Raw genomic sequence first — 24,621 nt, forward strand, 5'->3', positions numbered from 1 at the left:
TAATATATTACGAAGCTGGACAGATCAATATGACGGAACTTTATTTTAGGGGTATCTTTCTAGTATTGGCCAACAATGTGATAAAAGAACATTTAAATTGTAGTCTAAACTTAAAAATACATAACAAAAAGGACATCCCTCACGGCAAAGGATGCCCTTTTTGTTATGTAACACGACTTAGTATGGTTTATACACGAATATCAAATCTGCCTTGGCTATTCGTTGTTGCGGTAGCGATTTCTTGCGGGCTTGCCGCAGCAAGCGCGTTGTTTGCAGGTTTGGCAGGTGCTTCTGCACTACTGCTTGCAGCGGAAGCACTGCTCTGCGACTTCTGGGAAATTTGTGCCTCGATTTGCTTGATCTGCTGCTCAATTTGTTTCGTTTTCGTTTCTTTGGTCTTCGCGTCATCCGAGCTGGCATCAATCTTGTCCAATTCGGCTTCCAGCTTCGCTTTTTGTTTCTCGAGCGCGCTGGTATCTGTAGTACTAGACGTCGAGGTAGTATACGATGTAGAACCTGAGACTGCGGATATACTCATAATCATCCCTCCCTTCCTTACCTCCAATATAATCCTTTTGCAGATAAGGAACGTTAAAACCCGCTGAAAGTTTGCTGAAAGTATTGCTCTCTTTCAAGGTTATAAGGATAAAATGTCAATAATTGGAATTCCCCCGTTTGACCAACAGAAGATAAGACAGAATAGAGAGAACACCCGTACAGGCAATCACAATCGCCATTGGAAGGGCTGAATCTACGCCTCCAAGACCCACAAGCGGTGCTACACAGCTACCAAGCAGCAGCGGGATCAGCCCTATCAAGGCCGAAGCGCTGCCTGCGGCTTCTCCTTGGTCCTGCATTGCAAGTGAGAAGCTGGTTGCGCCGACAATCCCCACACTGGAGACAACAGCGAACAGACAGATTAGAATAGGAATCAGCCCTCCCCCCATCAGGATCGTAAGCAGCAGCAAGACGCCCCCCATTGTACAGAGCAGCAACCCGCTAAGCAGTAGCTTCGTCTCACTCACCTTACCAGCAAGTCTGCCGGCAATTTGACCCGTAATAATAATCCCAATCCCGTTCACAGCAAAGATCAAGCTATATACCTGCGGAGTAACCGCAAAAATATTTTGCAAAACAAAAGATGACCCAGAGATATAAGCGAACATAGACGCTGTAACAAAACCTTGGGACAAGGCATAACCCATAAACTTGCGGTTGCCAAGTAACACCTTAAAGGTAAGCAAAGTACCCTTCAACCCACTCTTGGAGCGCCGCTCCTTCGGCAATGTCTCAGGCAAGCGCAGGAGAATCGTTAAGCAAAAAATAATTCCGGCAGCAAATAATACGAGGAATATCCCCTGCCATGTAGTCACTCTTAAGAGCTGGCCTCCAATGACTGGAGCCAAAATCGGACCCAGACCATTAACAATCATCAATAAAGAGAAAAATTTCGTTAGTTCAGAGCCACTGTACAGATCACGCACAGCCGCCCTAGAGACAACTACACCCACTGAACCAGCAAGACCTTGAATAAACCGCAAAACAATTAAAAGTCCAATCGAAGGACTAAAAGCACATAGCACTGAGGAAACGGCATAGATGAACATCCCTATAAGCAGTGGACGGCGACGTCCATATACATCACTCAGTGGTCCAGCTACTAACTGACCCGAGGCCAGTCCCAATAAAAAGAAGGTGAGACTTAGCTGCACCAAAGCAGCTGTCGTACCGAAATCGTCGACAAGTGTAGGCAGTGCTGGCAAATACATGTCAATCGACAACGGCCCAATGGTTGTAATGGAGCCCAGAATAACAGCAAGTTGCAATCTCTGCTTCCTTGAGGGTCCATCTACAGCAAGTTTATTAGCATTTTGCATTCCAATCATGATCCTTACGTCAACCTTTCTAAAGCAACCCGGGGGCCTTTTTTGTATTCTTCATACTAACGTAAAGGAACTCAAATGATCAATCCTTTTATAAGGCCTCATTCGGGGCTAATAACTTAAAAATAACCGCCAAAAGGCGGTTATCCTAATTGTTTTATGCATTTTGAGATGTGCTATACCCCTGTAGCCAATCTTTGGCGGCTTCGGCTTCCGCCATACTCAAGCGGTGACCTTGATTGCCCCAATGGGTTGTAACCTCAGCGCCTGCTTTCTGCAGAATCCCCTCTAGCTCCTGAGTTTCCGTAGATGTTATTAGCGGATCATTCGTACCTGCCCCAATAAAGATAGACACCCCTTCTAGAGAAGGAAGCTCCACATTGCGTAATGGCACCATCGGATGCAACAGCACTGCCGCGCGGAAAATGTCCTTATAATGAAACAGAAGGCTACCAGCAATGTTTGCACCGTTAGAGTAACCAACCGCTACCAGATTGTTGGCATCAAACCCGTATTTCTCTGCCGCCTCATCCAGAAACTGCTTAATCTCATGGGTGCGGAAAACTAAGTCCGCTTCATCGAACACTCCTTCTGCCAGCCGACGGAAGAATCGTGGCATGCCATTCTCCAGCACATTGCCCCGTATACCTAGCACCGATGAATCTGGCGATACCATCTCAGCCAGCGGCAGCAAATCCTGCTCATTACCACCTGTGCCATGAAACAACACTAATGTAGGTTTAGTTATATCTTTACCTTTACGGAATACATGAATCATCCCTGCTTCACCTCAATTTCTCTTACTTGAATAGGCGTTAAGTTTTCTTCGATGGCCGCGCGATGCGGCTCAAACCAGGACGGCAGCATCAACTTTTCACCCAACGCATCTGGGGCTTCATCACGGGCAAAACCTGGAGGATCTGTAGCGATTTCGAACAGGATTCCTCCTCTTTCACGGAAATATATCGCATTAAAATACTGACGGTCTTGAACGGGTGTAGGTCTATGCCCATGACTCTGTACATGGCGCGACCATTCCAGTTGCTCTGCATCATCCTTTGCCCGCCACGCGATGTGATGAACTGTCCCTGCACCTCCCGCTCCGAGCGGAACGGGTGATGTCTTCAAATCAATAATATTACCTAGTTCCCCATTGGTTCTATAGCGAGTATATCCATCTCCGTCAGCAATATGTTCCATACCCAGCGTATGAACAAGTGTCTCAGCTGTTTGCAACGGATTGCCGCTATACAGCACAGCCCCGCCAAAACCTTTGATCGCGTATTTAGTAGGAATCCCACCAAAGGACCACTTACTGAGCGGGCCTTCCTCACGTTCCACCAGTTCAATCCGCAGACCGTCGTAATCGGCAAAAGATAAATAGGGTTCCGAGATCCGACTTCCCTTTGTAACCGAAATTCCGTATTCAGCAAGGCGTTGTTCCCAGAATTGCAGAGCACCGACCGGCACTGCGTAGATCGTTACGCCAACTTGACCACTGCCTATTCTGCCTCTACGCCCTACAGGTGAAGGGAAAAATGTAATAATCGTTCCCGGCGAACCCTGCTCATTCCCAAAGTATAAATGATAGACCTCTGGAGCATCAAAATTAATCGTTTTTTTCACGAGCCGTAGGCCCAGAATCCCGGCGTAGAAATCAACATTGCGCTGAGCGTCTCCGACAAAAGCTGTAATATGATGTATTCCTGCAGTTTGAAGTGTCATTATTATAAACTCCCTTCTTAGTTAAAAAACAATGCATCTAGAGAAATCGAACCTGGTCCCGTAAGCGCCACACCTACCGCAAATACCAAAACCGTGAGTGGAAACTCAATTCCGTTCGAAGTGGACCAGAAACCATTTGGAGCATGAACCTTAACGATTGCCCCCAGCATCGTGGCAGCGATTAACACCGCTGCAACAGGCGTTAACAGTCCTGCCGCGAACATAAATCCGCCCACCAGCTCCATAATCCCTGCTAAAATCGCCATAGTCACACCCGGTTTGATTCCGATGGACTCCATCCAGCCTCCCGTACCCTTCGGACCGTATCCTCCGAACCATCCAAATAGCTTTTGTGCGCCATGTCCTATAAAAGCAAGCCCAATCACCAATCTCATTAATAACAGTCCTACACTTATCATTTTTACCTTCCCCTATTCCTTCGATTTAATTATCTTAATGTTAAGATATTGGGTAAAAAAGAGCGCCAGGCGAACCGGAATAACCTATGGGCTGCTCTCCTCTTCCCTCTTCTATCTACAACTCGGAGGCGTTAAACGTATCGCCGCCCTTAATCGTACCCGAGTTAAAACCTTTGTAGAACCAGCGCTTTCTCTGCTCTGAGGTACCGTGAGTGAAACTATCCGGCACTGCATAGCCCTGAGCTTGCTTCTGAATCGTATCATCGCCGACGGCGCTTGCAGCTGCCAGAGCTTCCTCTAAGTCGCCTTCCTCCAGCAGATTCATACCCTGAGCATGATTGGCCCAGACACCGGCGAAATAATCAGCCTGCAGCTCAAAACGAACCTGATATCTGTTGTACTCCTTCTCACTCAACGTCTGGCGAAGGGAATCGAGCTGTTTCGAGGTGCCTAGTAATGTCTGTACATGATGTCCAACCTCATGGGCAATGACATAAGCCATGGCGAAGTCGCCCGGCGCGTGGAAGCGTTGCTGCAACTCATCATAAAAGCTCAGATCAATATACAGTTTGGCGTCACCCGGACAGTAGAAGGGACCAACTGCCGAGGTGGCTGTTCCGCAAGCAGAGTCTACACTCCCACTGTATAGCACTAAGGTGGGGTCCGTATAGGTCATTCCCTGCTGCTGAAAAATCTCACCCCAAACCTCCTCTGTGTCGGCAAGAACTACCGATACAAACTCCGCAAGCTCTTGCTCCTCTGCGGTCTGTTCATAAGGGGCCGTTGAACTGGAGCCTGTGGAAGTCAAACTTCCCAGGATATCCCCGGCATTGCCTCCACTGAGTAACGTGATGACCAGGACAAGGATAATTCCTCCGATCCCGCCACCAATCATCTTGCCGCCGCCGCTCATGCCTCTGCGGTCCTCCACGTTCGAACTCCCTCTTCTTCCCTGCCATTTCATGGCCAAGCCCCCAGTCGAAATATCAGGTAATCTTAAGTAAATGGCTACCTGGCTTCGTTAAGTTAAATATCTTATTAGTGATATACCCAAAAAAGCAGGGTTTCACTTATACTTACTGGAGTTGGGAGAATGAGGATGGAGCCGAACTACTTCCAACCTTATAGAAGCGCCTAGTTATTCGTCATGTTCGCAGCGCCTATACACCTTTGCCAAGCTTTTTCATTAATTCGATAGCCTGAACTTTCTCTTCCTTATCTAATCCACCCATCAAATCATGAATTGAGGCTACATGACGGGGGAAAATCTCATCAAACAGTTCACGGCCTGCATCCGTAATCTCCGCATAAGTAACGCGGCGATCCTCGCTACAGGGTACACGTTTCAGCAGTCCCTTTTTCTCCAACTTGTCGATATTATAGGTAATGCTTCCGCTCGTAACGAGAATTTTCTCCCCAATCTGTTGCAGCGGAATCCGCGTTCTATGGTAAAGTACTTCAAGCACCATGAATTCAGCCGAAGCCAAGCCATAACTCTTCATATCCTTCACCGCATGATCCATTAGGCTTTTATAAGCCTTAGATAAGACTACGAACAATTTCAGTGAGGCGGCTTGTTCTTCGTCAGGTGCACTCTCTGTATTACGCAGATTTATTTGTTTATCACTCATCAATTCCACCTCCACTTCAATCAAACTTGTATTCAATCCATTTATTTGTCTTTACGTTAAGTATCTTTAATTTAAGATAACTATACGACTTCCCATCCTCCTTGTCAACCTCATCTCTAAAAAAGTCACTTCCGTCTAGAGACCGGTAAGTTTTCCTTTGACACTTTACAGGGAGTGATAAAAATCACCCCAAGTTTGACCTGACCTATAAAAGGGCGTATTCTTGTCTTTACGAATGACTCTTTAGTAAGCGATTTCAATACCCTAAAGGAGGCGACCTGATGAGTTCGTTCAATCCAACCCCTACCGAAGGAGCTATGGAGGGGCAGGCTGGAGCACGACGCGTGCTGATCGTGACAGCCGTAGACGCGGAGCGTGACGCGGTCCTGCGCGGCCTGCAAGGCAGCGACAGGTTCCATGTTATCGCTGCCGGCGCAGGGCCGGCAGCGGCGGCGGCGGGAACCGCCGCGGCACTCGCAGCCGGTTCTTACGGCTGCGTATTGAGCGTCGGGATCGGCGGCGGATTCCCGGGGCTGGCGCCTTTAGGCTCGCTGGTTGTAGCCAGCGAGATGATTGCCGCCGACCTCGGGGCCGAGACGCCGGAGGGCTTCCGCAGCGCTGCCGAGCTCGGCTTCGGCAGCGTGTCCGTGCCGGCTGACCGCGGCACGGTGCAAGCGGTTTCGGCCGCGCTGGCTGCGGCCGGGTTACCCGTAAGCACGGGCACCGTGCTTACGGTCTCGACGGCGACCGGCACCGCGGAGACGGCCGCCGCCCATCTCGCGCGGCATCCCCATGCCGTCGCGGAAGCGATGGAAGGCCACGGAGTTGCCGTGGCCGCTCAGGCGCTGGGGCTCCCGGTACTGGAGCTCCGCGCCATCTCGAACCCGGTCGGTCCCCGCGACCGGGCCGCTTGGAAGATCGGTGATGCAATGGAAGCATTAACGGCGGCAGCCGCTATATTACTGGAGGTGCTGTAATGACAACTGAGCTTAATATCGCTTTTTCCCCTTGCCCTAACGATACCTTTGTATTTCATGCCTGGGCGCACGGGCTTGTCCCGAATGCACCTAAGCTGAATGTAACCTATGCCGACATTGATATTACCAATACGCTGGCTGCTGACGGAGAAGGACCAGAAGTCCTCAAAATCTCCTACGCTGCTCTGCCTTGGGTTCTGGAGCGGTACAAACTGCTGCCATGCGGCGGTGCTTTAGGACGCGGCTGCGGCCCGCTGCTGCTTACAGCAAGTGGACCCCATGCGGTCAAACGCCCAGAAAAGCTAGCCGGACGCCGGATTGCTGTACCTAGCGAACGCTCTACGGCTTATTTGCTTTTCCGATTATGGGCAGCACAAAATGTAACTGGAGGCATCGGCGAAATAGTCGTAATGCCTTTCGATGAGATTATGCCTGCCGTACGGGATGGCCATATCGATGCAGGGCTGGTTATTCACGAAGCCCGCTTCACTTACGCCTCTTATGGTCTTAATATGCTGACTGATCTAGGCAGCTGGTGGGAAAGCGATACCGGACTGCCCATTCCTCTCGGCGCTATCATTGCCCGCCGTGATTTAGATGCCGATGCTATCACCGGCTGGATTCGCAGCTCTCTTCAGTATGCGTGGGATCATCCAACGGATTCCAGAGACTATGTGCTTAGCCATGCTCAAGAGTTGGCTCCTGAAGTGGCTAAATCCCACATCGATCTCTACGTGAATGACTTCTCGATGAATCTGGGTGAGGACGGCTATGCCGCAATCTCTGCCCTGCTTAATCGTGCTGCGGCAGAAGGACTTGTGCCTGCAATCGATCCAGCACTGCTTCGTTAGCATTTACCAGATAGTTTAACAATCCCCGGCCACACCTATAAGGTGTTCTCCGGGGATTTTATTTATTCTACGTAGCCTTCCAGCCAGACATTATTTGGCTTATCGAACCAGTGATTATACAATAGACCTATAAACATGATCTATGAGGGAGGATCACATGATACCTGAAAAAAACAGCAAACAAAACATCGACCGCTTTTTGGGCTTTCAAAATGAATATGACCGCTACCGTCCCGAAGCCCCTGAGATGATTATCAAATTGCTAACAGATTACCTAGGTACCAACCCTTCACTCGTCGCAGATATAGGCTGCGGTACGGGTTTGTCTACTTTTCTCTGGAACGATTTCGCAGAACGCGTAATCGGTATCGAACCCAATCCAGATATGTTGGGAAAAGCAATCGATAAACTTAGCAGATTAGAAGCATCCCAATCAATTACTTTTGTGCAAGGCTACTCTAACCAGCTTCCGCTTGCATCAGATAGTGTAGACATAGTTACCTGCTCGCAATCATTCCACTGGATGGATCCTGAAAGTACACTGCAAGAAATCTCCCGGGTCTTAAAAAAAGGCGGAGTCTTTGCCGCCTACGATTGCGATTGGCCTTTATCTCTTCAGCAAAATGTAGAAGAACGATACAACCAGCTGATCTCCAAAACAGAAGAATTGCTGGCTTCGCTTTTACCTAATGAGGAGAGAGCACATAAATGGGACAAAGAAGGTCATTTGTCACGGATCAAAGCTAGTGGAGCCTTCTCTTTTGCCAGAGAAATCGTATTCCACAACCTAGAGTCCTGCGATGCCCAGCGATATATTGGTTTAACCCTAAGTCAAGGGGGAGTGCAAACCGTAATGAAACTAGACGCTACCTTGCTTGAGCAAGACATCGCCGCTTACACCGCCGCAGTTGAACAGCATTTTAAAGGCAGAACATTAGAGGTTCTGATCAGCTACCGAATGAGAATCGGCATCAAATAATCTTCGATCACAACCAAAAAAACGCCCCGCCCCCTCATATGAGGAGTTCGGAGCGTTTTCTTCTTTTTATTTAACTTCCTCCATGAATACCCTTAGGTTCTCTACGATTTCTTTGGATTTTGAATGATGTAAGTAATGTCCGCCTTCAAATGTCATTACTTTTCCATGCACTGAATCCTTGACTTGCCCTTCATGTAGAGGAATCCAGTCTTTCACGGTAGTATTATTCGCTTGTATAAAGAAGATAATGGGAAGATTCTTGTCGAATGTTAAGCCTCTGGAGGCAACAAAGTTAGGATAAATATGTTCCATTTCATTTAAGGTAGTGGAATTGTTCATATTTTTAAGCGAAATCAATTTCATTTGTTTTTTGGTTTCATCATCAAATGGCAGTCCATCATAAGGGTCACCGCTTAATTGCAAGCCCAATCTTATAATCCCTGAATCTTTAAGCAGCTTTAATTTTTTAATTGGAAATTTAACATCCATACCGCCTTGTTCCGGAACACTACTATCAATACCCACAAAAGCACTCACTTCGTTTGGATATTTCTTCGCATATTCCAATCCGTAAATACCTCCAATCGAGTGGCCCATTAGAATGTATTGGTCAATGTTAAGATTCTGAACGGCTTCATGAATTTCACTAACGATATTCTCTGTAGTTCGTTCTTTTTTCGTTTCATCACTGAGTCCATACCCAAACGGTTCAACCGCCACCACTTTGTAGAATGGTGATAACTCATCAATCAACGGCTTGAAATCAAGCGCTGGCGCTCCTGTTCCAAAGCCTGGTATGAGCACGATCGTCTGTTTACCTTCTCCTTGAATCAAAACATTCATATTTTTCCCGTCAACAGGGACTAACTGACCATAGTGCTGTATTTTTTTCTGATCTGTTTTGTTGCTGATCACATTAACTGTATAGACAACGGCTAGAAAAAGTACGACCACGATCACTATTGCTCCTAATATTTTGAGCAACAGGTTACGCAGTTTATGTTTTTTCTGTCCATTCCCCGTTTTTTTGTCCGCTTGTTGTGTCACCCTCATCTTCTCCTGTCTTTAATCTGTTTATTAAGTTCCCTTAACGTTTCGCTAATGAGATCATAACTAACAAAGATGTACCCCTCATGACGACAATATGAACTGAAAATGAACAGGTAAAAAAAATGCTACGGCAGCACAAGACAAGAAAACTTGCCTGTACTGCTGTAGCATGAAAAATTCGGGATGCATTCAAGCCCTCGCAAGGCACCGCCTGGAAGCTAATTACTCTGTCGGCGCTATAATTGGGAGGGTGACAACGATGGTCGTTCCTTGGCCGGGTTCGCTTTCCACGCGGATATCCCCTTTATGAAGCGTTACGATCTGTTTAACAATGGCAAGTCCCATCCCGCTGCCACCATATTTACGGCTGTGGGATCGATCAGCCTTAAAGAACCGTTCAAATATACGTTGCTGATCCTCAAGTGAAATCCCGATGCCAGTGTCTGTTACCCGAACGGTCACGTTGTTGATATCTTGTTTGAGGCTGACGTTAATTACACTGTTATCCTTAGAAAACTTGATGCTGTTGCCAAGGAGATTAGTCCATACCTGACTTAACAGGTCATAATCAGCCAGTAGGATAATAGGCTTCAGATCAAGGTCGAAGCTGATGTTACGAGCTGACCATTGCGGCTGAATCGCTACGATTACTCTTCTTATCTGTTCGTCCAGATTGAATGTAGTTAGCCGTAGCTGCTGGGACTGCGATTCTAATAAACTCAGCTTCAGCAGGCTGTCACTCATTTTAGACATCCGTTCTGCTTCAGCGATAATAATATCCAGATAACGATTTCGCTCTTGTTCTGCAAGATCTACTCGCTTGAGCGCAATCGCATACCCAGATATTGAGGTGAGCGGAGACTGGACCTCATGCGACACATTGGATACAAACTCCTTACGCATCTGCTCAAGCTGCTGCAGATCGTGCATCATTTCTTCAAAGCTGCGAGCCAAGGTACCTAGCTCACCGGTTTGCTTAATATTCAGCTCGACGTTAAAATCACCAGCTGCTATTCTTCTGGTCGCTTTGGTTAGCTTCTTGATCGGTCTGACTAAGAACATTGCAGCTACCAGAATCAAGAGGCTTCCAGCTATCAATGAATAGAGCAAGAAATTTAATACCAAGTTCCTTCTGGCAGTGACGGAAGGGGGATTAAGCGTCTCCACAAACATCGCTTTGGTGCCGTCTTCCGTTCTCAGTTGTAAGCCTAGGAGAAGCGCAGAAATATTCCTGTTATGAGGTTGATATACTTCTCCTGCGAGAACTTTTTTTATTTCTTCCATAGTTACAGGGACCGGCTTGTGCCCATTAAGCGTTCCGTAAGATTGGAATTTACCCGCTTCGTCGAAAATTCGGATGTGGTAGGAATCAAGCTGCTTCATTCCACTTACGAAAGAGTTGGCTTCACGAAATGGGAAGGTCTCGTAAACCCTGACAATATCCTGCCCAAAATGCAATAAGGGAATTCGCGAGTTCTCGTTCAGTTTATCTTCGAATACCCAAGTTGCCACAAACAAAGCAATGATTGTGCCCCCGATTACGGAGGCTAAGAAGGTCAGTACAACGCGTGTATATATGGATCTAATCATTCGTACACCTCAAGCCTGTAGCCAAGTCCACGCACCGTCTCAATACGAAAATCAGGGGTAGTCGCAAACCGTTCACGCAGGCGTTTAATATGCACGTCAATCGTCCGATCATCTCCAGTATAATCAATTCCCCAAATTTGATCGATCAACTGCTCGCGCGTATAGACTTGTCCAGGGGTTCCAGCAAGCTTGTACAGCAACTCGAACTCCTTAAGGGGTAAGGCAAATGACTCCGTGCCTTTCATCACCTTATAGGTCTGTCGATCAAGGATGACATTGCCAATTTGGATCATCTGCGTGGAGCCAATCCGATATCGTTTCAGCAATGACCTAACACGAACCGTCAGCTCTAACGGATCGAAAGGTTTAGTTAAATAATCGTCCGTGCCTAATTCGAAGCCCTTCACTTTCTCCCAGGTTTCGCCTCTGGCAGTCAATATAAGTAATGGAAGATCAGGATTAGCTCTGCGGAGCTCCTTACAAAGCATCCAACCATCCATATTTGGCATCATAATATCCAGCACGACAAGATCGACATGTGTTCCAGCATATACGGCGAGCGCTTCCTTGCCATCCACAGCTTCAACTGTTTCGAATCCGTCGTTGCGGAGAAATAAACAGACAAGTTCGCGAATGTTCGCATCGTCGTCAGCAACCAGTATAGTAGGCATTCGTTTCCTCTTTTCCTGTTGTCCATTCTTACTATTATACTATATTATACTTTCGGCTAAACTGTCTGTTGTCTTGAGGTTACACGATGATCAAACCGAAAAAGAGCGCCTAACACGGTTACCCGTATGTAGACGCTCTTAATGTCGTTTCGCTTTAGCTTTAGTGAGCTTACTTCTTATTCATCTTAAACATTAGGAACAACTCATTATAATGAGCGAGCATCCGTTTGCCAAGGTTATCGTATACTTCAAGCCGGTCCGTAATTTCGGCTGGTGGATAGAAACGGGTATCCTCAGAAGTTTCCTCAGGAAGCAGCTCCAGCGCAGGAATGTTAGGCGTGGAATAACCTACATATTCTGCATTCTTAGCAGCAACGTCTGGGCGGAGCATGAAGTTGATGAACTGATGCGCTCCATCCACATTTTTCGCTGTCCGAGGGATAACCATGTTATCAAACCACTTGTTCGAGCCTTCTTCCGGCACTACATAATCCAGCTTATCATTCTCGTCCATGATCTCGGAAGCATCGCCGGACCAGACAATCCCAACCGCAGCTTCTTCATTTGCCAGCAGCATCTTGATCTCATCACCGACAATCGCCTTCACATTAGGAGACAACTTGTTGAGCTTGGTCAGTGCTTCCTGCAGATGTGCCTCTTCCTTGTCATTAACGGAATAATGCAGGCTGTTCAAAGCCATGCCCATCACTTCACGGGCTCCGTCTACCAGGAAGATGTTATTATGCAGTCTGCTGTCCCAGAGAGAATCCCAGCTGGTGAAGTCCATGCCCTTGGTCATTTCCGGATTGAAAATAATCCCGACGGTCCCCCAGAAATAAGGCACAGAATATTTGTTACCCGGATCAAACGAGAGGTCCATAAAGCGTGAATCAATATTCTTTAGATTCGAAATCTTGCTATGATCCAGCGGAATGAGCAGATCTTCTTCTTTCATCTTAGCAATGGCATAATCCGAAGGGATTACAACATCAAAGGTAGTTCCACCCTGCTCAACCTTGGTCAACATAGCTTCATTGGAATCGAAGGTTTGATAAATGACTGTTAAGCCGGTCTCTTTTTCAAATTCCTTCAATAGATCGGGATCAACATAGTCGCCCCAGTTATAGATAGTCAGTGTGTTCCCACCTGAATAACCCTCTCTCGAATTCATCCAAGAGCCCAAGTACATGAGCGCAAATGCCGTGATAAGGATCGCCAGAAAAGCATTTATCAGCTGTTTCATCTAGGCACCCCCGCTTCTGCAACAGGCTCCGCCACAGCTTCTGCTGTGTTATGGCGATTTTTCTTAAGGGTCAGGAAGTAATAACCCACCACGAGCAGAATGGTGAACAGGAAGATCAGCGTCGACAGCGCATTAATCGATAGCGACACCCCTTGCCGGGCTCTAGAGTATATCTCAACCGATAACGTCGAATAACCGTTGCCTGTTACGAAGAACGTAACCGCAAAGTCATCCAGTGAATACGTAAGCGCCATAAAAAATCCGCTGAATATCCCTGGTTTAATAATCGGCAAAATTACTTTAGTCAGCACATCCTTACGGCTTGCCCCAAGATCACGGGCTGCATCCGTTAATGTAGGGCTCATTTCCTGTAGATGCGGCAAAATCATCAATACGGCAATCGGCACACTGAATGCAACGTGTGAGAGCAGAACAGATGCGAAACCCAGCTTGATGCCAGCAATGGTGAACAGGATAAGGAACGAAGCACCAATAATGACATCTGGACTGACGATCAGCACGTTATTCAGAGACAGCAAGGTGTTCTTGGCGCGGCGATTCTGCACACTTTTAATGGCCAGCGCACCAATAATAGCGATAAGGGTCGCAATAGCCGAGGATAGCAGCGCGATCACAAGCGTATTGATTACGATGATGATCAGGCGCTTATCTTGGACCACCTCACGGTAGTAATCCAGCGTGAAGCCCTCGAACTTATGCATCGTCCCCCCACTGTTGAACGAATAATACATTAAATAGAAGATAGGAGCATACAGAACAATGAACACCAGAACTAGGTAGAGGTTAGAGAATCCATTTTTATTTCTCATTCCGCGCCCCTTTCCGCGATCCGCCTGTGATAATCATAAACAGCGCCATAATGGCAATCAGAAACACTGCAACTGTAGAACCCATGCCCCAGTCCTGAGTGACCAGGAAATGCTGCTCGATTGCGGTGCCCAGCGTAATGACCCTGTTGCCTGCAATCAGACGGGTGATCATAAACAGGGACAGCGCAGGTATGAATACTGCCATACAGCCTGAGCGTACTCCCGAAATGGTCAGCGGAAAAATAACACGTCTAAACGTGGTCCAGCCCGAAGCCCCTAAATCACGTGCCGCATCCAGCAAGGATAAATTCAAATCCTCCAAAGCGCTGTATATCGGCAGGATCATAAACGGAATAAAAATATAGACAGATACAAATACAAAACTGAAGCCCGTAAACAAAATTTGCTGTTCTCCGATTCCAAGCAGATCAAAGAAATTATTAATCGGACCAAATGTACCGAATATCCCTATAAAAGCGTAGGTTTTTAGCAGCAAATTAATCCATGTCGGCAAAATAATCAGCAATAACCACAGCTGCTTATGTTTGGTTCTCGTCAACAGATAAGCCGCCGGATAGGCAACCAGCAAAGAGAATGCTGTAATCAGAAACGCGTACCAGAACGAGGTCAGCGTCATTTTTAAATATACAGGGGTGAAGAAACTGACGTAATTATCCAGAGTAATATGGCCATCCAAATCAAATAACGAATAATAGATGACAAGCACTACCGGTGCAATTACAAACAATGCGATCCAGAGGTAATAAGGGATGAGATAGTACGATTTGCCCTTATTCTTCATGACTCTCCACCTCGCCATAAGCTTCCAGACGTCTGTCGAATTCTTCCTCCGTTTCACCGAAACGCATAACATGAATCGCTTCCGGATCAAAATAAAGGCCAATTTCACTGCCTACAGTCGCCTTACGTGTAGAATGCACAAGCCATTCATGCCCGGATTCATCATAACAGCTGATTTCATAATGCACGCCCCGGAATAGCTGGGAATCAACCCGCACACGTAGTTTACCCTGTTCCAGCGTAGAAATTTCCAAATCCTCAGGACGAATAACAATCTCTACGGATTCATTCGGTTTGAGCCCGGCATCGAAACATTCGAAGCGGCGGCCGTTAAACTCCACCAGATAATCCTCGATCATAACTCCCGGCACAATGTTCGATTCGCCAATAAAATCCGCCACAAAACGGTTAATCGGCTCATCATAAATATCGTTAGGGGTGCCGCTTTGCTCGATTTTTCCTTTATTCATGACAAAAATCCAGTCGGACATCGCGAGTGCCTCTTCCTGGTCATGCGTTACAAAAATAAAGGTAATGCCTAACCGCTGCTGCATTTCCCGCAGTATGTACTGCATCTCCGTGCGCAGCTTGAGATCTAGCGCCGATAGAGGCTCGTCCAGCAGTAGAACCTGTGGCTCATTCACAATCGCCCGGGCAATGGCAACCCGCTGGCGCTGACCGCCGGACATTTCATTAATCGCACGCTGCTCATAACCCACAAGGTTAACGAAGCTTAGCGCTTCCTGCACCTTCTTCGTGATAACATCCTTCTTAAGCTTCTTAATGCGCAGTCCGAAAGCCACATTCTCGAATACGTTCAGGTGTGGAAACAATGCGTAATCCTGAAATACCGTATTGACCTGCCGCTCATTGGCGGGAATGTGGTTAATTACTTTTCCATTTAAATAAATAGAACCGCTCGTTGGCTCAGCGAACCCGGCGATCAATCGAAGAATAGTCGTTTTACCACAGCCAGATGGACCAAGTAGTGTATAGAATTTGCCGCGCTCTATCTCAAAGCTGACTCCTTTTAACACCGGATCTTCGTCGTCATATTGCTTAGTAACTTCTTCAAATGAAATGATGGTACCTTCCTGAATAGCTATAGCTAACAACCTCCCTTACCTTAGTAATACAATACTATTTTACCCGCATCTTGCGGAGAACAATCGAAATGAGTATGCTCAGCGCTAATAAGCGACAATTTTCCCTCTCCTTCGACGCTCCAATAGATATAGCATATTAGATTGTACCATTATATGCGATAGCTTACATTGTTAAATGCTAAGCATAAACTTAACAAGTTTGTAAAAAGTCCAGTCTTCCCTGCCCTTTTTGAGGTGCTATAATGAAAACGAACTGAAAAGCCAGTGTGGTTTTCTTATTTTTACGAAAGAAGATGAATGATAATGAACGAGGGGTTACTAGACCGCCTTGAAAAATATGGATTCTCGCTTTACATGATACGAATTACGCTTGCCGCATCACTATCCTGGGTAGCCGTACACAGTTTATATGGTGACCAATATTTATACTTTGCACCGCTTGCAGCCATTCTAATTACTCAAGCCAGTGTGAAGGCTTCACTTGAAAAAGGAATCTACCGCCTAATCGGCATTATTATCGGCGGAATTGTCAGCCTGATTGTAGGCCAATTCTTCGATGTAGGTGCATTTTCCATTCTGCTAATTCTGCTCATCGGGATTGGAATTGCCACAGCCTGTCGGATGAATATCCAAGCGGTTTCGCAGGTGGGGGTAACCTCGGTTCTGGCCCTTACCTTTTATCACAATGATTACGTGCTGTGGAGAGTCGCCGAAACCTTTATTGGTGTGCTCATTGCCTTGATCATCAATATGATTATCGTTCCACCGAACAGGTTCGTCAAGGTAAAAGCATTGGCACTCGATGGAAGCCTTCTACTTTCGGATGCTTTAAAAGGTCTCGTAGGCATAAGAAGAGATTCATCAAAGGATAATAATATGCTGGAGCAAGCAGGTAAACTGCTGTCTGCCAGCAATCAACAACAGAAGGAAATGTTCTATACCATTGCTCACTATCAGTGTCGTGGTGATCTAAAGGGACTTATACAAGCCACAGCACATCTAAAGACCATTCATTCCTATGTTAAAGAAATTGCCGACGATATTTGCTTGCTGCCAGCACATCATGCCAATTCTGACTGGATGCTGGAAGTGCTGGAGGCAACAGCCGATTGTATAGCTGTTTATGGTACCAAGACCTTATCCAAGGCTGAATGCCAACGTTCACTTACAGATTGTCTGCATCGTGCCCGCGACTTGCAGGCGGCCAGCTTCTCTGAACTGCAAGGACGGTGCTCACTGTCATCTGTTCGTGATCTAGGAGCGCTCTTCAGTCACTTAAACCGGGTACTCGAAGAAGTGGAACGTGCTAGTTCTGCTACTTACGTAGTTGCAGCTCGGCCTTCAACAGCTGAAATCACACGCGCTATACGCTTAATTAAAAAAGGACTCTCCCAGAAGCTCTAAGCTTGGGAGTGTCCTTTTTTATGTTCAATCCCTATTAGACATAATGCCCTTTAGCACGATTGGTTACTACAACCATCCAACAAATTTAACTGACTGATTGTTTGGCAGCACGCCCTATCTTCACATTTACCAGTACAATACTGCTGACAATCAGCAATAATCCGATCACAAGGTTTATGGTAATCTGCTCTTTCAAAAAAACTACGCTGGTTGCTATCGAGATCAGGGGGATCAAGAAGGTGAATGAACCTACTTTTCCTGCTTCTCCTTCGTTAATCAGCTTGAAATAAATTAGCCAGCCCAGAGCAATAACAAAGATTGCGATAAACAAGGTATCCACAATAAAGGTTCCACTCCAGGTGATATCCGACCATTTCTCCGTAGCTGATCCCGAAAGTAGCAGAATGATGCCACCGATCGTGATTTGCATAGCCGTCATCCACAGCATATCCACACGTACAGCATTCCGTTTCATATATATTGTTCCTAATGCCCAGCTTAAGGCACTGGCTAAAGCCAACACAATTCCCCATATGGAGATACTCCCATTAATTCCGCCGATACTAAGAGAGGCTACCCCGAGAAAGCCAAGCAGCAAACCAGCCATTTTAAGCCCGTACATGCTCTCACCTAACCACAGCCAAGAAAAAACACCTAGCAATACAGGCTGCAAAAATACAATCGATGAGAACAATCCCGCCGGAACATACTGCAAGCCAATCGTCTGAAATCCATAATAGAACACAATACTAAGTACCGCCGAGATCAGATAGATCGGCCAGAGCTGCTTGAAGCGAAGCTCCTTCACCTTGGGCAGTGCAATTAGAATCAGAATAATACCGCCTACGACGGTTCGAATACCTGCAAATAATAGAGGTGGAGCATAGTCTAAGGCGATTTTGGATATAGGCCAATTAATGCCCCATACAATCACCAAAAAAATAAGAAGGATCATACTTTTCTTCTGCTGATTCATTTGTTCACTTCCTTGGTGTAGATTCATCACAAATGATACAATAAACAAGAGCATAAATGAAATGAATAATAATCATAAGGGGCATATCATATTTGTTATGAACAATACTCAAATTCGTTTATTCGTCAAAATCGCCGAAAGCGGCAGCTTTACTAAAGCTGGTGTAGAACTGAATATGACACAGCCTGCGGTCAGCCGGGCGATCTCGTCCCTCGAAGCCGAATTAGACGTAAAGCTCTTGCTTCGAGACCGGCGTAATGGCCTGATGCTTACGGATATCGGCAAACGTATTCTTGTTATTTTCCGTGAAATTCTAATGGGCTTTGATAAGGTCAATCAGGAGATTTACGCGGAGAGAGGTCTTGAAAAAGGAAGTATCCGCATTGGAGCTTTCCCTGTGGCAGCGGCTCATTTTCTACCGAAGATTATTAGCTCTATCACTAAAAAATATCCAAATATTACAATTAGCTTACAGGAGGGTTCTATCGCTGAAGTCAGAGAATGGCTGGATTCAAAAGAAATTGATGTTGGCTTATTGCTCGCTCCCAGTGCAGAATTCGAAACCATTCCATTATATAGAGAGAAATTGTTTGCCGTTTTTAGAGATGACCATCCCCTGCAAAAGCGATCCATTGTATGTGTGCAGGAATTAGCGAACGAGCCCATGTTGATTTGCAAAGCAGGATATGAACCGCCCGTTGTAGAGCTATTCCGCAGAAGTAATAGCCATCTGAATGTGAAATATGTGGTTAATAACTTTGCAACAGCTCTTAATATGGTTCAGGAGGGACTGGCGATCGGCGTGATGTCTGAGCTGTCCTTGTTATCTCTGCCTCCAAATGTGGTTACCCGTGAGCTGCAGCCGGATGCTTATAGAGATATCCAAATTGCGGTCAGCTCGCTTGCCGACACTTCAATTGCTGTAAAGCTCTTCATTGAGACAGCGCTGGATCTTTTTACTCAAAAATGAATGGATAAATTAATAGACGATAAGGAGTGCTGAGGATGAACTTTAAGAGATTAGGAAATAGCGGATTACAGGTATCCGCATTAGGACTGGGAACGAACGCTCTCGGCAAACGTGCGGATCAAGAGACCTCCATTCAGATTGTACATGCTGCGCTTGATCAGGGAATTAATTTCATAGACACTGCTAATATTTACGCTGGCTCAGAATCCGAGCGAATCATCGGTCTGGCCTTGGAAGGTAGGAGACATGAGACTGTTCTAGCAACTAAAGCAGGTTTAGTTAAAAATGAGGGTCCCAACGGCAGCGGCTCCTCCCGTCGCCATTTGCTGCAGGAGCTTGAAGATAGCCTTCGCCGCCTTAAGACGGACTATATCGATCTATACCAGATTCATACCTTTGATCCCTATACTCCGCTTGAAGAAACCTTACGAACCTTGGACGATATGGTATCCTCGGGGAAAGTCCGTTATATCGGGGCCTCCAACTACACAGCATGGCAATTAATGAAGGCGATTGGGATTAGTGAAGCACGCAACTTCACCAAGTACATTTCAATTCAGTGCAGCTACTCCTTAGCAGACCGGACACCGGAGAATGAGCTTCTTTCGCTCTGCCTGGATCAAGGTGTAGGGATCATTCCATACTTTCCACTAGCTGGCGGAATTCTCACAGGCAAATATAATACAAGCGACTCAGCCCCATCGGGGTCCAGAGCAGATACCGATCCTAATTTCAAAAGATTCCTTGATGCTGACCGGATCAAGCTCGGAAGCCAAGTGAGTCAAATTGCTGAGGAAATGGAAACCTCATCTACCGCGCTCTCCTTAGCTTGGCTTATGAATCGGCCTGCCGTCTCGACGGTTATTGTCGGGGCTACACGTGTGGAACAGCTGGAACAAAATTTGCTTAGTACCTCGCTTGTACTTAATGAAGAAACTTCGGCCAAGCTGGATGAAGCCAGTGATTCCTTCCGTTATCGCGAGCCGTTCGCTTTTTACCGGCTCCCATAGAGTCGTATGCTCTAACTTCTTACAAGGATGGAGGAAAGATTAATGACAACCTATACAGCTGACGGCATTCAAGGAATGCTTGAAGAGCATAAGGATTTTTTTAATAGCGGCGTAACTAAAGAGGTTTCTTTTCGTCTCCAGCAGCTGCGAAAACTTAAAAATATTATTAAACAATACGAAGGACGTATCATCACCGCACTACAACAGGATTTAGGAAAAGGTGAGTTCGAAGCCTATGCCACAGAAATCGGCTTTACGCTGGACAGTATCGGCTACATGATGAAACATCTTAAGCGTTGGGCGAAGCCTAAAAAGGTTCGATCCCCGCTGCACTTATTTCCTGCAAAAAGTTATATTTTAAGTGAGCCTTACGGCACAACGCTCATTATTGGTCCGTTTAATTATCCATTTCAGTTGCTGATTGAGCCCCTAATCGGCGCCATTGCCGCTGGTAACTGCGCTGTCCTCAAGCCATCTGAGAGCACACCTGCCATCTCGTCCGTGGTTGAGCAGCTTATTCAGGAGACCTTCGAGCCGCAGTATATCCGCGTAATTCAAGGGGAAAAAGAGACCACTAATTTGCTGATCCACGCCAAGTTTGATTATATTTTCTTTACGGGCAGTGTGCCTGTCGGCAAAATCGTAATGGAAGCGGCGGCGAAAAATCTAGTGCCTGTAACCTTGGAGCTTGGCGGGAAAAGTCCGGTTATTGTTGATAAGACCGCTAATCTTGATGTTGCAGCGAAACGGATTGTCTGGGGCAAGCTTCTAAACGCGGGTCAAACCTGTATTGCACCGGATTATCTGTTAGTCCACAAGGATATTGCCAAAGAATTGATCACCAAACTCAAACATCACATCACTGAGTTCTACGGTCAGGATGCACAGCCTAATACAGATTATGGCCGGATCGTGAATGATCGCCAGCTGCAAAGACTTGCTGACCTCATTGCGCGAGATCAGAGCAAGGTGATTATGGGCGGCACCATCGTGCCAGAAGAACGTTATATTGAGCCTACTTTAATCTATCCTGCCACTTGGACGGATGCTGCTATGGAAGATGAGATCTTCGGTCCGATCCTCCCAATATTGGAATATCATCAATTGGATGAGGCCATTCAGAGTATTAATGAACATCCAAAGCCACTGGCACTATACCTATTTACGGAGGATAAGAGTGTAGAACAAGAGGTGCTGTCCCGGGTCTCATTCGGGGGAGGGTGTATCAATGATACGATCTCACATGTGGCGAGCACTTATCTTCCGTTTGGTGGAGTAGGAAACTCTGGAATCGGGGGTTATCACGGGAAGTATAGCTTTGAGGTCTTCTCCCATCGTAAAAGCATCGTCAAGCGAGGCACACGGATCGACCTCGGAATCGTATATCCTCCTTATGGCAATAAAGTGAAGCTGGTTCGAAAAGTAATGAAATAAACAAAGCAGCAAACCTCTCATGATCGGGAGGTTTGCTGCTTATCAGGGTAACTACGCAAACAGCTCTAACAATTTCTCAACACTTATCTCTGCGGTGGAAGCCAGACATAGATCCGCGGTCCCGGTTACGAGCGCCAATCCAGCTCCCACTGACCTCATACCAGCAGCATTAATTGCGGCTATTCCTTCCTCGGTATCCTCAATCGCCACACAGCAGTCTGGGGATATGCCCAGCATTTCCGCAACCTGCAAGTGAATCTCTGGATCTGGCTTACTTCTACGCAAGTTGCCAGGGTCAGCCACCGCCTGAAACCAATGCCCGATCTGCAAGCGTTCGAGAATCAGCAGCGCATTCTCATTCACTGAAGCCAGTCCGAGAGCAATTCCTCTTTGCTGCAAATCGGACAACACGCTGTGGATACCCGGATACAGCTCAGCAGGCGTCATTTGCTGAACCAGCTGTCTATACTTCTCGTTCTTTTTGTTGCAGAGCATTCCCTTTACCGGTTGCGGCAAATTCAGTCCACTACTCTCCAGAATGACTTCTAAAGATTCCATTCGACTTAGGCCCTTAAGACTCTTATGCTTCTCTCGATCAAAAGAAAGCGCAAGCTCATCCGCCAGATCCTTCCAAGCCTCATAATGATACTCTCCAGTGTCAGTAATTATCCCGTCCAGCTCGAAAATAACAGCTTCAAGCTGCTTCACATTCGAAAGCCTCAGCGGCTTCTGTGCAGACAACTGTATAAGGTTTCCCTTATGCATAATCTCAAGCTCTTCGCCCTCCAGCAGCGTATAGATCACTTCAGTATCACTCACAAAAATATCCAACAGCTGTCCAGCGCATGTTATTTTAAACCGATAGCTCTCCCACTGCGCTGGCACACTAGGATTAAATGATAACATCCCGCCGCATAAGCGCATGCCACCAAAACCATTCACAATCGACAGCCAGGAGCCTGCCATAGCAGCAGTGTGCAGTCCATCCTTTACGTTGCGGTTGATATCATCCAAGTCCATCCGTACCGTGCGGTCAAAATAGGAATAGGCTCCCGTCAAATCACCAATCTCAGCAGAGATTATACTGTGAATACACGGTGACAATGAAGAATCATGCGTCGTCAGCGGCTCATAATAATTATAATTCCGGATCTTATCCGCCAAGCTGAATTGGTCACCCAGTAGAAACATCGCCATTACCAAGTCCGCCTGTTTCAACACCTGATGACGGTAAATTACCAGCGGATGGTAGTTGAGCAGCAGCGGATATTTGTCAGCTGGTGTATGCTCGAAATCCCATTTTTTCTTGGAGAGAAACGTGTCGTCTTGAGCATAAATGCCAAGTCCCTCATCAAAGGGGATAAACATTTTGTCCGCCGCTTCCAGCCACACTAATGTCTCATGCTCAGTCAGACCGATTTTTTGCTTCAGGCGTTCAAAATGCTCAGGATACTGCTTAGACAATATCCCTGCCATCTCGTGTGCATAATATAGCTGATCCTGGACCATAAAGTTGGTGTATGCATTATTGTTGACGATAGCTGTATATTCATCAGGACCGGTTACTGCATCAATACAAAAGACACCGCCCCTAGCCGGATTAAAGTACCCCAAGTCCAACCAAAAGCGGGAAGTTTCGAATAAAATTTCCGCTCCCTTCGTAACCAAAAAATCATAATCTCCGGTAGCCAGTACATACTGCTTGATGGCATACGCAATATCCGCATTAATATGCATTTGCGCCGTGCCTGCCGGGAAATACGCAGAGTTCTCTGCCCCGTCTATAGTCCGCCAAGGGAACAAGGCTCCCTTCTGCGACATTACCGCTGCACGCTCCCGTGCTTTGTCTAACGTGGCATAACGAAATTCGAGCAGCTTTCGGCTAATCTCCGGCTGTGTGAACGTAAAGAAGGGCAGCATATACATCTCGGTATCCCAGAAATAGTGCCCTTCGTATCCTTCACCCGTTAATCCCTTGGCTCCAATATTCGTAACCCCATCACGGCCTACGGATTGAAGCAGTTGAAAAGCATTAAAGCGAATGCCCTGCTGAAGCGCAAGATCACCATGAATCTCCACATCCGTATGTGCCCAGTATCGATCCAGATAAGCCTGCTGTTCCTGGGCAAGCGCTTCAAACCCGCTATGGTCTGCTAAGTGTAATATTTCAGTACTTCTACTAAGTAGTTCGTCTTCTGGATAATCTTTAGAGGTATGATAAGAGATATATTTGGTTAGTGAGACGCTTTCCCCACGCTCCACCGGGACGACAAACTGCATGGATAATTTCTGCCCCTCATGCTGCACGGTCCTTTTACCCTCAGATCTTGAATCGAGCTTATGACTTACCCCTGTTAATAGGGCAAACCGGGTATGCCGCGTCCGCTGCTTCATCCATAAGAAGGACTGTCCCGGTTCATGACCGGTATCCTCCAGGAGCAGATTGGGCTCCTTGCCTCCCGAGCCCAATCTGGGATCATCCGTTACCTTAGGTCTTTGGATCTTGCCGTCGATGGATGAAGTGAAGGTAAGCACTCCGCTGAAATTCAGCGCTTTAACCTCATAATCTATCGCCGCCAGATGTTTGTGCTGCAAAGTCACCATCCGCCGGATATGAAGCTGTACCCGGTGACCAGCTGGAGATTCCCAATCTACCTGCCGATGCAGAACCCCGCTTCGCATATCCAGCTTTCGTTCATAATGATGCACTTGCCCACTGTTTAACTGAAAGGTCTGCCCTTCAATACTCAGTTCAATAATCTTGGCATCTGTTACGTTCAGCATCGCTTGATTGCGGGAGGGATATCCGTACGCTCCTTCTGGATATACAATGGGCTCCGAATCAAAAAAACCATTCAAATAATTGCCTGTTACAGACGAGCCTGAGCTGCCGTGGTAACCTTCTTCGAAATTACCGCGCATACCAATATATCCATTGCCAAGAGCAAAAATACTCTCGCTTCTTTGATTGTTCTCTTCACTATAAGCTTCCTCATCAAGACTCCACTCCCGGTAAGGATATACCGCCGCCGGATGTACGTATGGTTTCATCTTCATCTCTCTAAGCTCCC

23 protein-coding genes are annotated in these 24,621 nt (G+C 46.6%); 7 read left to right on the forward strand and 16 right to left on the reverse strand.

Annotated elements, in window-relative coordinates; all coding sequences use genetic code 11:
• Positions 1–187: 187 nt before the first annotated feature.
• From NST40_RS29665 to NST40_RS29695, 7 genes are all read right to left on the reverse strand, one after another.
• Positions 188–538 carry a FlxA-like family protein gene (locus NST40_RS29665; RefSeq protein WP_076099710.1) on the reverse strand — a complete coding sequence of 117 codons (351 nt, stop codon included), beginning with the start codon at positions 536–538 and terminating at the stop codon, positions 188–190.
• Between the two features lie 115 nt (positions 539–653).
• Positions 654–1,877 carry a multidrug effflux MFS transporter gene (locus NST40_RS29670; protein WP_342410931.1) on the reverse strand — a complete coding sequence of 408 codons (1,224 nt, stop codon included), beginning with the start codon at positions 1,875–1,877 and terminating at the stop codon, positions 654–656.
• A gap of 163 nt (positions 1,878–2,040) precedes the next feature.
• The gene (locus NST40_RS29675; protein ID WP_342410268.1) at positions 2,041–2,661 is read right to left on the reverse strand and encodes an alpha/beta hydrolase; all 621 of its coding nucleotides are present in this window, start codon (positions 2,659–2,661) and stop codon (positions 2,041–2,043) included.
• The gene (locus NST40_RS29680; protein ID WP_076276260.1) at positions 2,658–3,608 is read right to left on the reverse strand and encodes a ring-cleaving dioxygenase; all 951 of its coding nucleotides are present in this window, start codon (positions 3,606–3,608) and stop codon (positions 2,658–2,660) included. Before NST40_RS29680 ends, NST40_RS29675 begins: the two co-directional genes overlap by 4 nt.
• A 17-nt stretch (positions 3,609–3,625) precedes the next feature.
• A complete protein-coding gene (locus tag NST40_RS29685; protein WP_036682076.1) occupies positions 3,626–4,027 on the reverse strand; it encodes a DoxX family protein in 402 nt (133 codons plus the stop codon).
• 115 nt (positions 4,028–4,142) lie between these two features.
• Complete coding sequence (locus tag NST40_RS29690) at positions 4,143–4,991, reverse strand: neutral zinc metallopeptidase (RefSeq protein ID WP_076124048.1); 849 nt, start codon at positions 4,989–4,991, stop codon at positions 4,143–4,145.
• Positions 4,992–5,187: 196 nt separating this feature from the next.
• Positions 5,188–5,658, reverse strand: a complete 471-nt coding sequence (locus NST40_RS29695; RefSeq protein ID WP_076124049.1) for a MarR family transcriptional regulator — start codon at positions 5,656–5,658, stop codon at positions 5,188–5,190.
• Positions 5,659–5,939: 281 nt separating this feature from the next.
• Here NST40_RS29695 and NST40_RS29700 point away from each other — a divergent pair, with 281 nt between their 5' ends.
• The 3 genes from NST40_RS29700 to NST40_RS29710 all read left to right on the forward strand — a co-directional run bounded on the left by NST40_RS29700 (position 5,940) and on the right by NST40_RS29710 (position 8,465).
• Positions 5,940–6,635 (forward strand): futalosine hydrolase, encoded by a 696-nt coding sequence (locus tag NST40_RS29700; RefSeq protein ID WP_081387418.1) that lies wholly within the window; start codon positions 5,940–5,942, stop codon positions 6,633–6,635.
• On the forward strand, positions 6,635–7,486 hold the full coding sequence (locus NST40_RS29705; RefSeq protein WP_076124051.1) for a 1,4-dihydroxy-6-naphthoate synthase: 852 nt from the start codon (positions 6,635–6,637) through the stop codon (positions 7,484–7,486). The genes NST40_RS29700 and NST40_RS29705 overlap by 1 nt, the downstream gene beginning before the upstream one ends.
• A 157-nt stretch (positions 7,487–7,643) precedes the next feature.
• Entirely contained in the window at positions 7,644–8,465 is an 822-nt protein-coding gene (locus tag NST40_RS29710; RefSeq protein WP_342410269.1) for a class I SAM-dependent methyltransferase, read from the forward strand.
• A 66-nt stretch (positions 8,466–8,531) separates the two neighbouring features.
• On the opposite strand, the gene NST40_RS29715 is transcribed toward NST40_RS29710, so the two are convergent.
• The 7 genes from NST40_RS29715 to NST40_RS29745 form a co-directional block, all read right to left on the reverse strand.
• A complete protein-coding gene (locus NST40_RS29715) occupies positions 8,532–9,512 on the reverse strand; it encodes an alpha/beta hydrolase (protein ID WP_036682085.1) in 981 nt (326 codons plus the stop codon).
• Positions 9,513–9,737: 225 nt separating this feature from the next.
• Positions 9,738–11,105 (reverse strand): HAMP domain-containing sensor histidine kinase, encoded by a 1,368-nt coding sequence (locus tag NST40_RS29720; RefSeq protein ID WP_076278281.1) that lies wholly within the window; start codon positions 11,103–11,105, stop codon positions 9,738–9,740.
• On the reverse strand, positions 11,102–11,776 hold the full coding sequence (locus tag NST40_RS29725; RefSeq protein ID WP_341164464.1) for a response regulator transcription factor: 675 nt from the start codon (positions 11,774–11,776) through the stop codon (positions 11,102–11,104). Before NST40_RS29725 ends, NST40_RS29720 begins: the two co-directional genes overlap by 4 nt.
• A 169-nt stretch (positions 11,777–11,945) precedes the next feature.
• A complete protein-coding gene (locus NST40_RS29730; protein ID WP_038573734.1) occupies positions 11,946–13,019 on the reverse strand; it encodes an ABC transporter substrate-binding protein in 1,074 nt (357 codons plus the stop codon).
• Positions 13,016–13,849 carry an ABC transporter permease gene (locus tag NST40_RS29735; protein ID WP_036682094.1) on the reverse strand — a complete coding sequence of 278 codons (834 nt, stop codon included), beginning with the start codon at positions 13,847–13,849 and terminating at the stop codon, positions 13,016–13,018. Before NST40_RS29735 ends, NST40_RS29730 begins: the two co-directional genes overlap by 4 nt.
• Entirely contained in the window at positions 13,839–14,651 is an 813-nt protein-coding gene (locus NST40_RS29740; protein WP_036682096.1) for an ABC transporter permease, read from the reverse strand. Before NST40_RS29740 ends, NST40_RS29735 begins: the two co-directional genes overlap by 11 nt.
• A complete protein-coding gene (locus tag NST40_RS29745) occupies positions 14,641–15,750 on the reverse strand; it encodes an ABC transporter ATP-binding protein (RefSeq protein ID WP_036682445.1) in 1,110 nt (369 codons plus the stop codon). Before NST40_RS29745 ends, NST40_RS29740 begins: the two co-directional genes overlap by 11 nt.
• A gap of 309 nt (positions 15,751–16,059) precedes the next feature.
• Between NST40_RS29745 and NST40_RS29750 the strand changes: the two genes are divergently transcribed.
• A complete protein-coding gene (locus NST40_RS29750; RefSeq protein WP_052097383.1) occupies positions 16,060–17,160 on the forward strand; it encodes an FUSC family protein in 1,101 nt (366 codons plus the stop codon).
• A gap of 85 nt (positions 17,161–17,245) precedes the next feature.
• On the opposite strand, the gene NST40_RS29755 is transcribed toward NST40_RS29750, so the two are convergent.
• On the reverse strand, positions 17,246–18,136 hold the full coding sequence (locus tag NST40_RS29755; RefSeq protein ID WP_076276263.1) for a DMT family transporter: 891 nt from the start codon (positions 18,134–18,136) through the stop codon (positions 17,246–17,248).
• A gap of 61 nt (positions 18,137–18,197) precedes the next feature.
• Here NST40_RS29755 and NST40_RS29760 point away from each other — a divergent pair, with 61 nt between their 5' ends.
• Genes NST40_RS29760 through NST40_RS29770 form a run of 3 tightly spaced genes read left to right on the forward strand, consistent with a single transcriptional unit; the run spans position 18,198 to position 21,550 of the window.
• The gene (locus tag NST40_RS29760; RefSeq protein WP_305954097.1) at positions 18,198–19,106 is read left to right on the forward strand and encodes a LysR family transcriptional regulator; all 909 of its coding nucleotides are present in this window, start codon (positions 18,198–18,200) and stop codon (positions 19,104–19,106) included.
• A 35-nt stretch (positions 19,107–19,141) separates the two neighbouring features.
• Positions 19,142–20,116: an aldo/keto reductase gene (locus tag NST40_RS29765; RefSeq protein WP_342410270.1), complete on the forward strand. Its 975-nt coding sequence runs from the start codon at positions 19,142–19,144 to the stop codon at positions 20,114–20,116.
• Positions 20,117–20,158: 42 nt separating this feature from the next.
• Positions 20,159–21,550 (forward strand): aldehyde dehydrogenase, encoded by a 1,392-nt coding sequence (locus NST40_RS29770; RefSeq protein WP_076219755.1) that lies wholly within the window; start codon positions 20,159–20,161, stop codon positions 21,548–21,550.
• A gap of 51 nt (positions 21,551–21,601) precedes the next feature.
• On the opposite strand, the gene pgmB is transcribed toward NST40_RS29770, so the two are convergent.
• Complete coding sequence (pgmB, locus tag NST40_RS29775) at positions 21,602–24,607, reverse strand: beta-phosphoglucomutase (RefSeq protein ID WP_342410271.1); 3,006 nt, start codon at positions 24,605–24,607, stop codon at positions 21,602–21,604.
• Positions 24,608–24,621: the final 14 nt, after the last annotated feature.

The organism is Paenibacillus sp. FSL R10-2778 (assembly GCF_038593035.1).
GTDB lineage: Bacteria > Bacillota > Bacilli > Paenibacillales > Paenibacillaceae > Paenibacillus_AQ > Paenibacillus_AQ odorifer.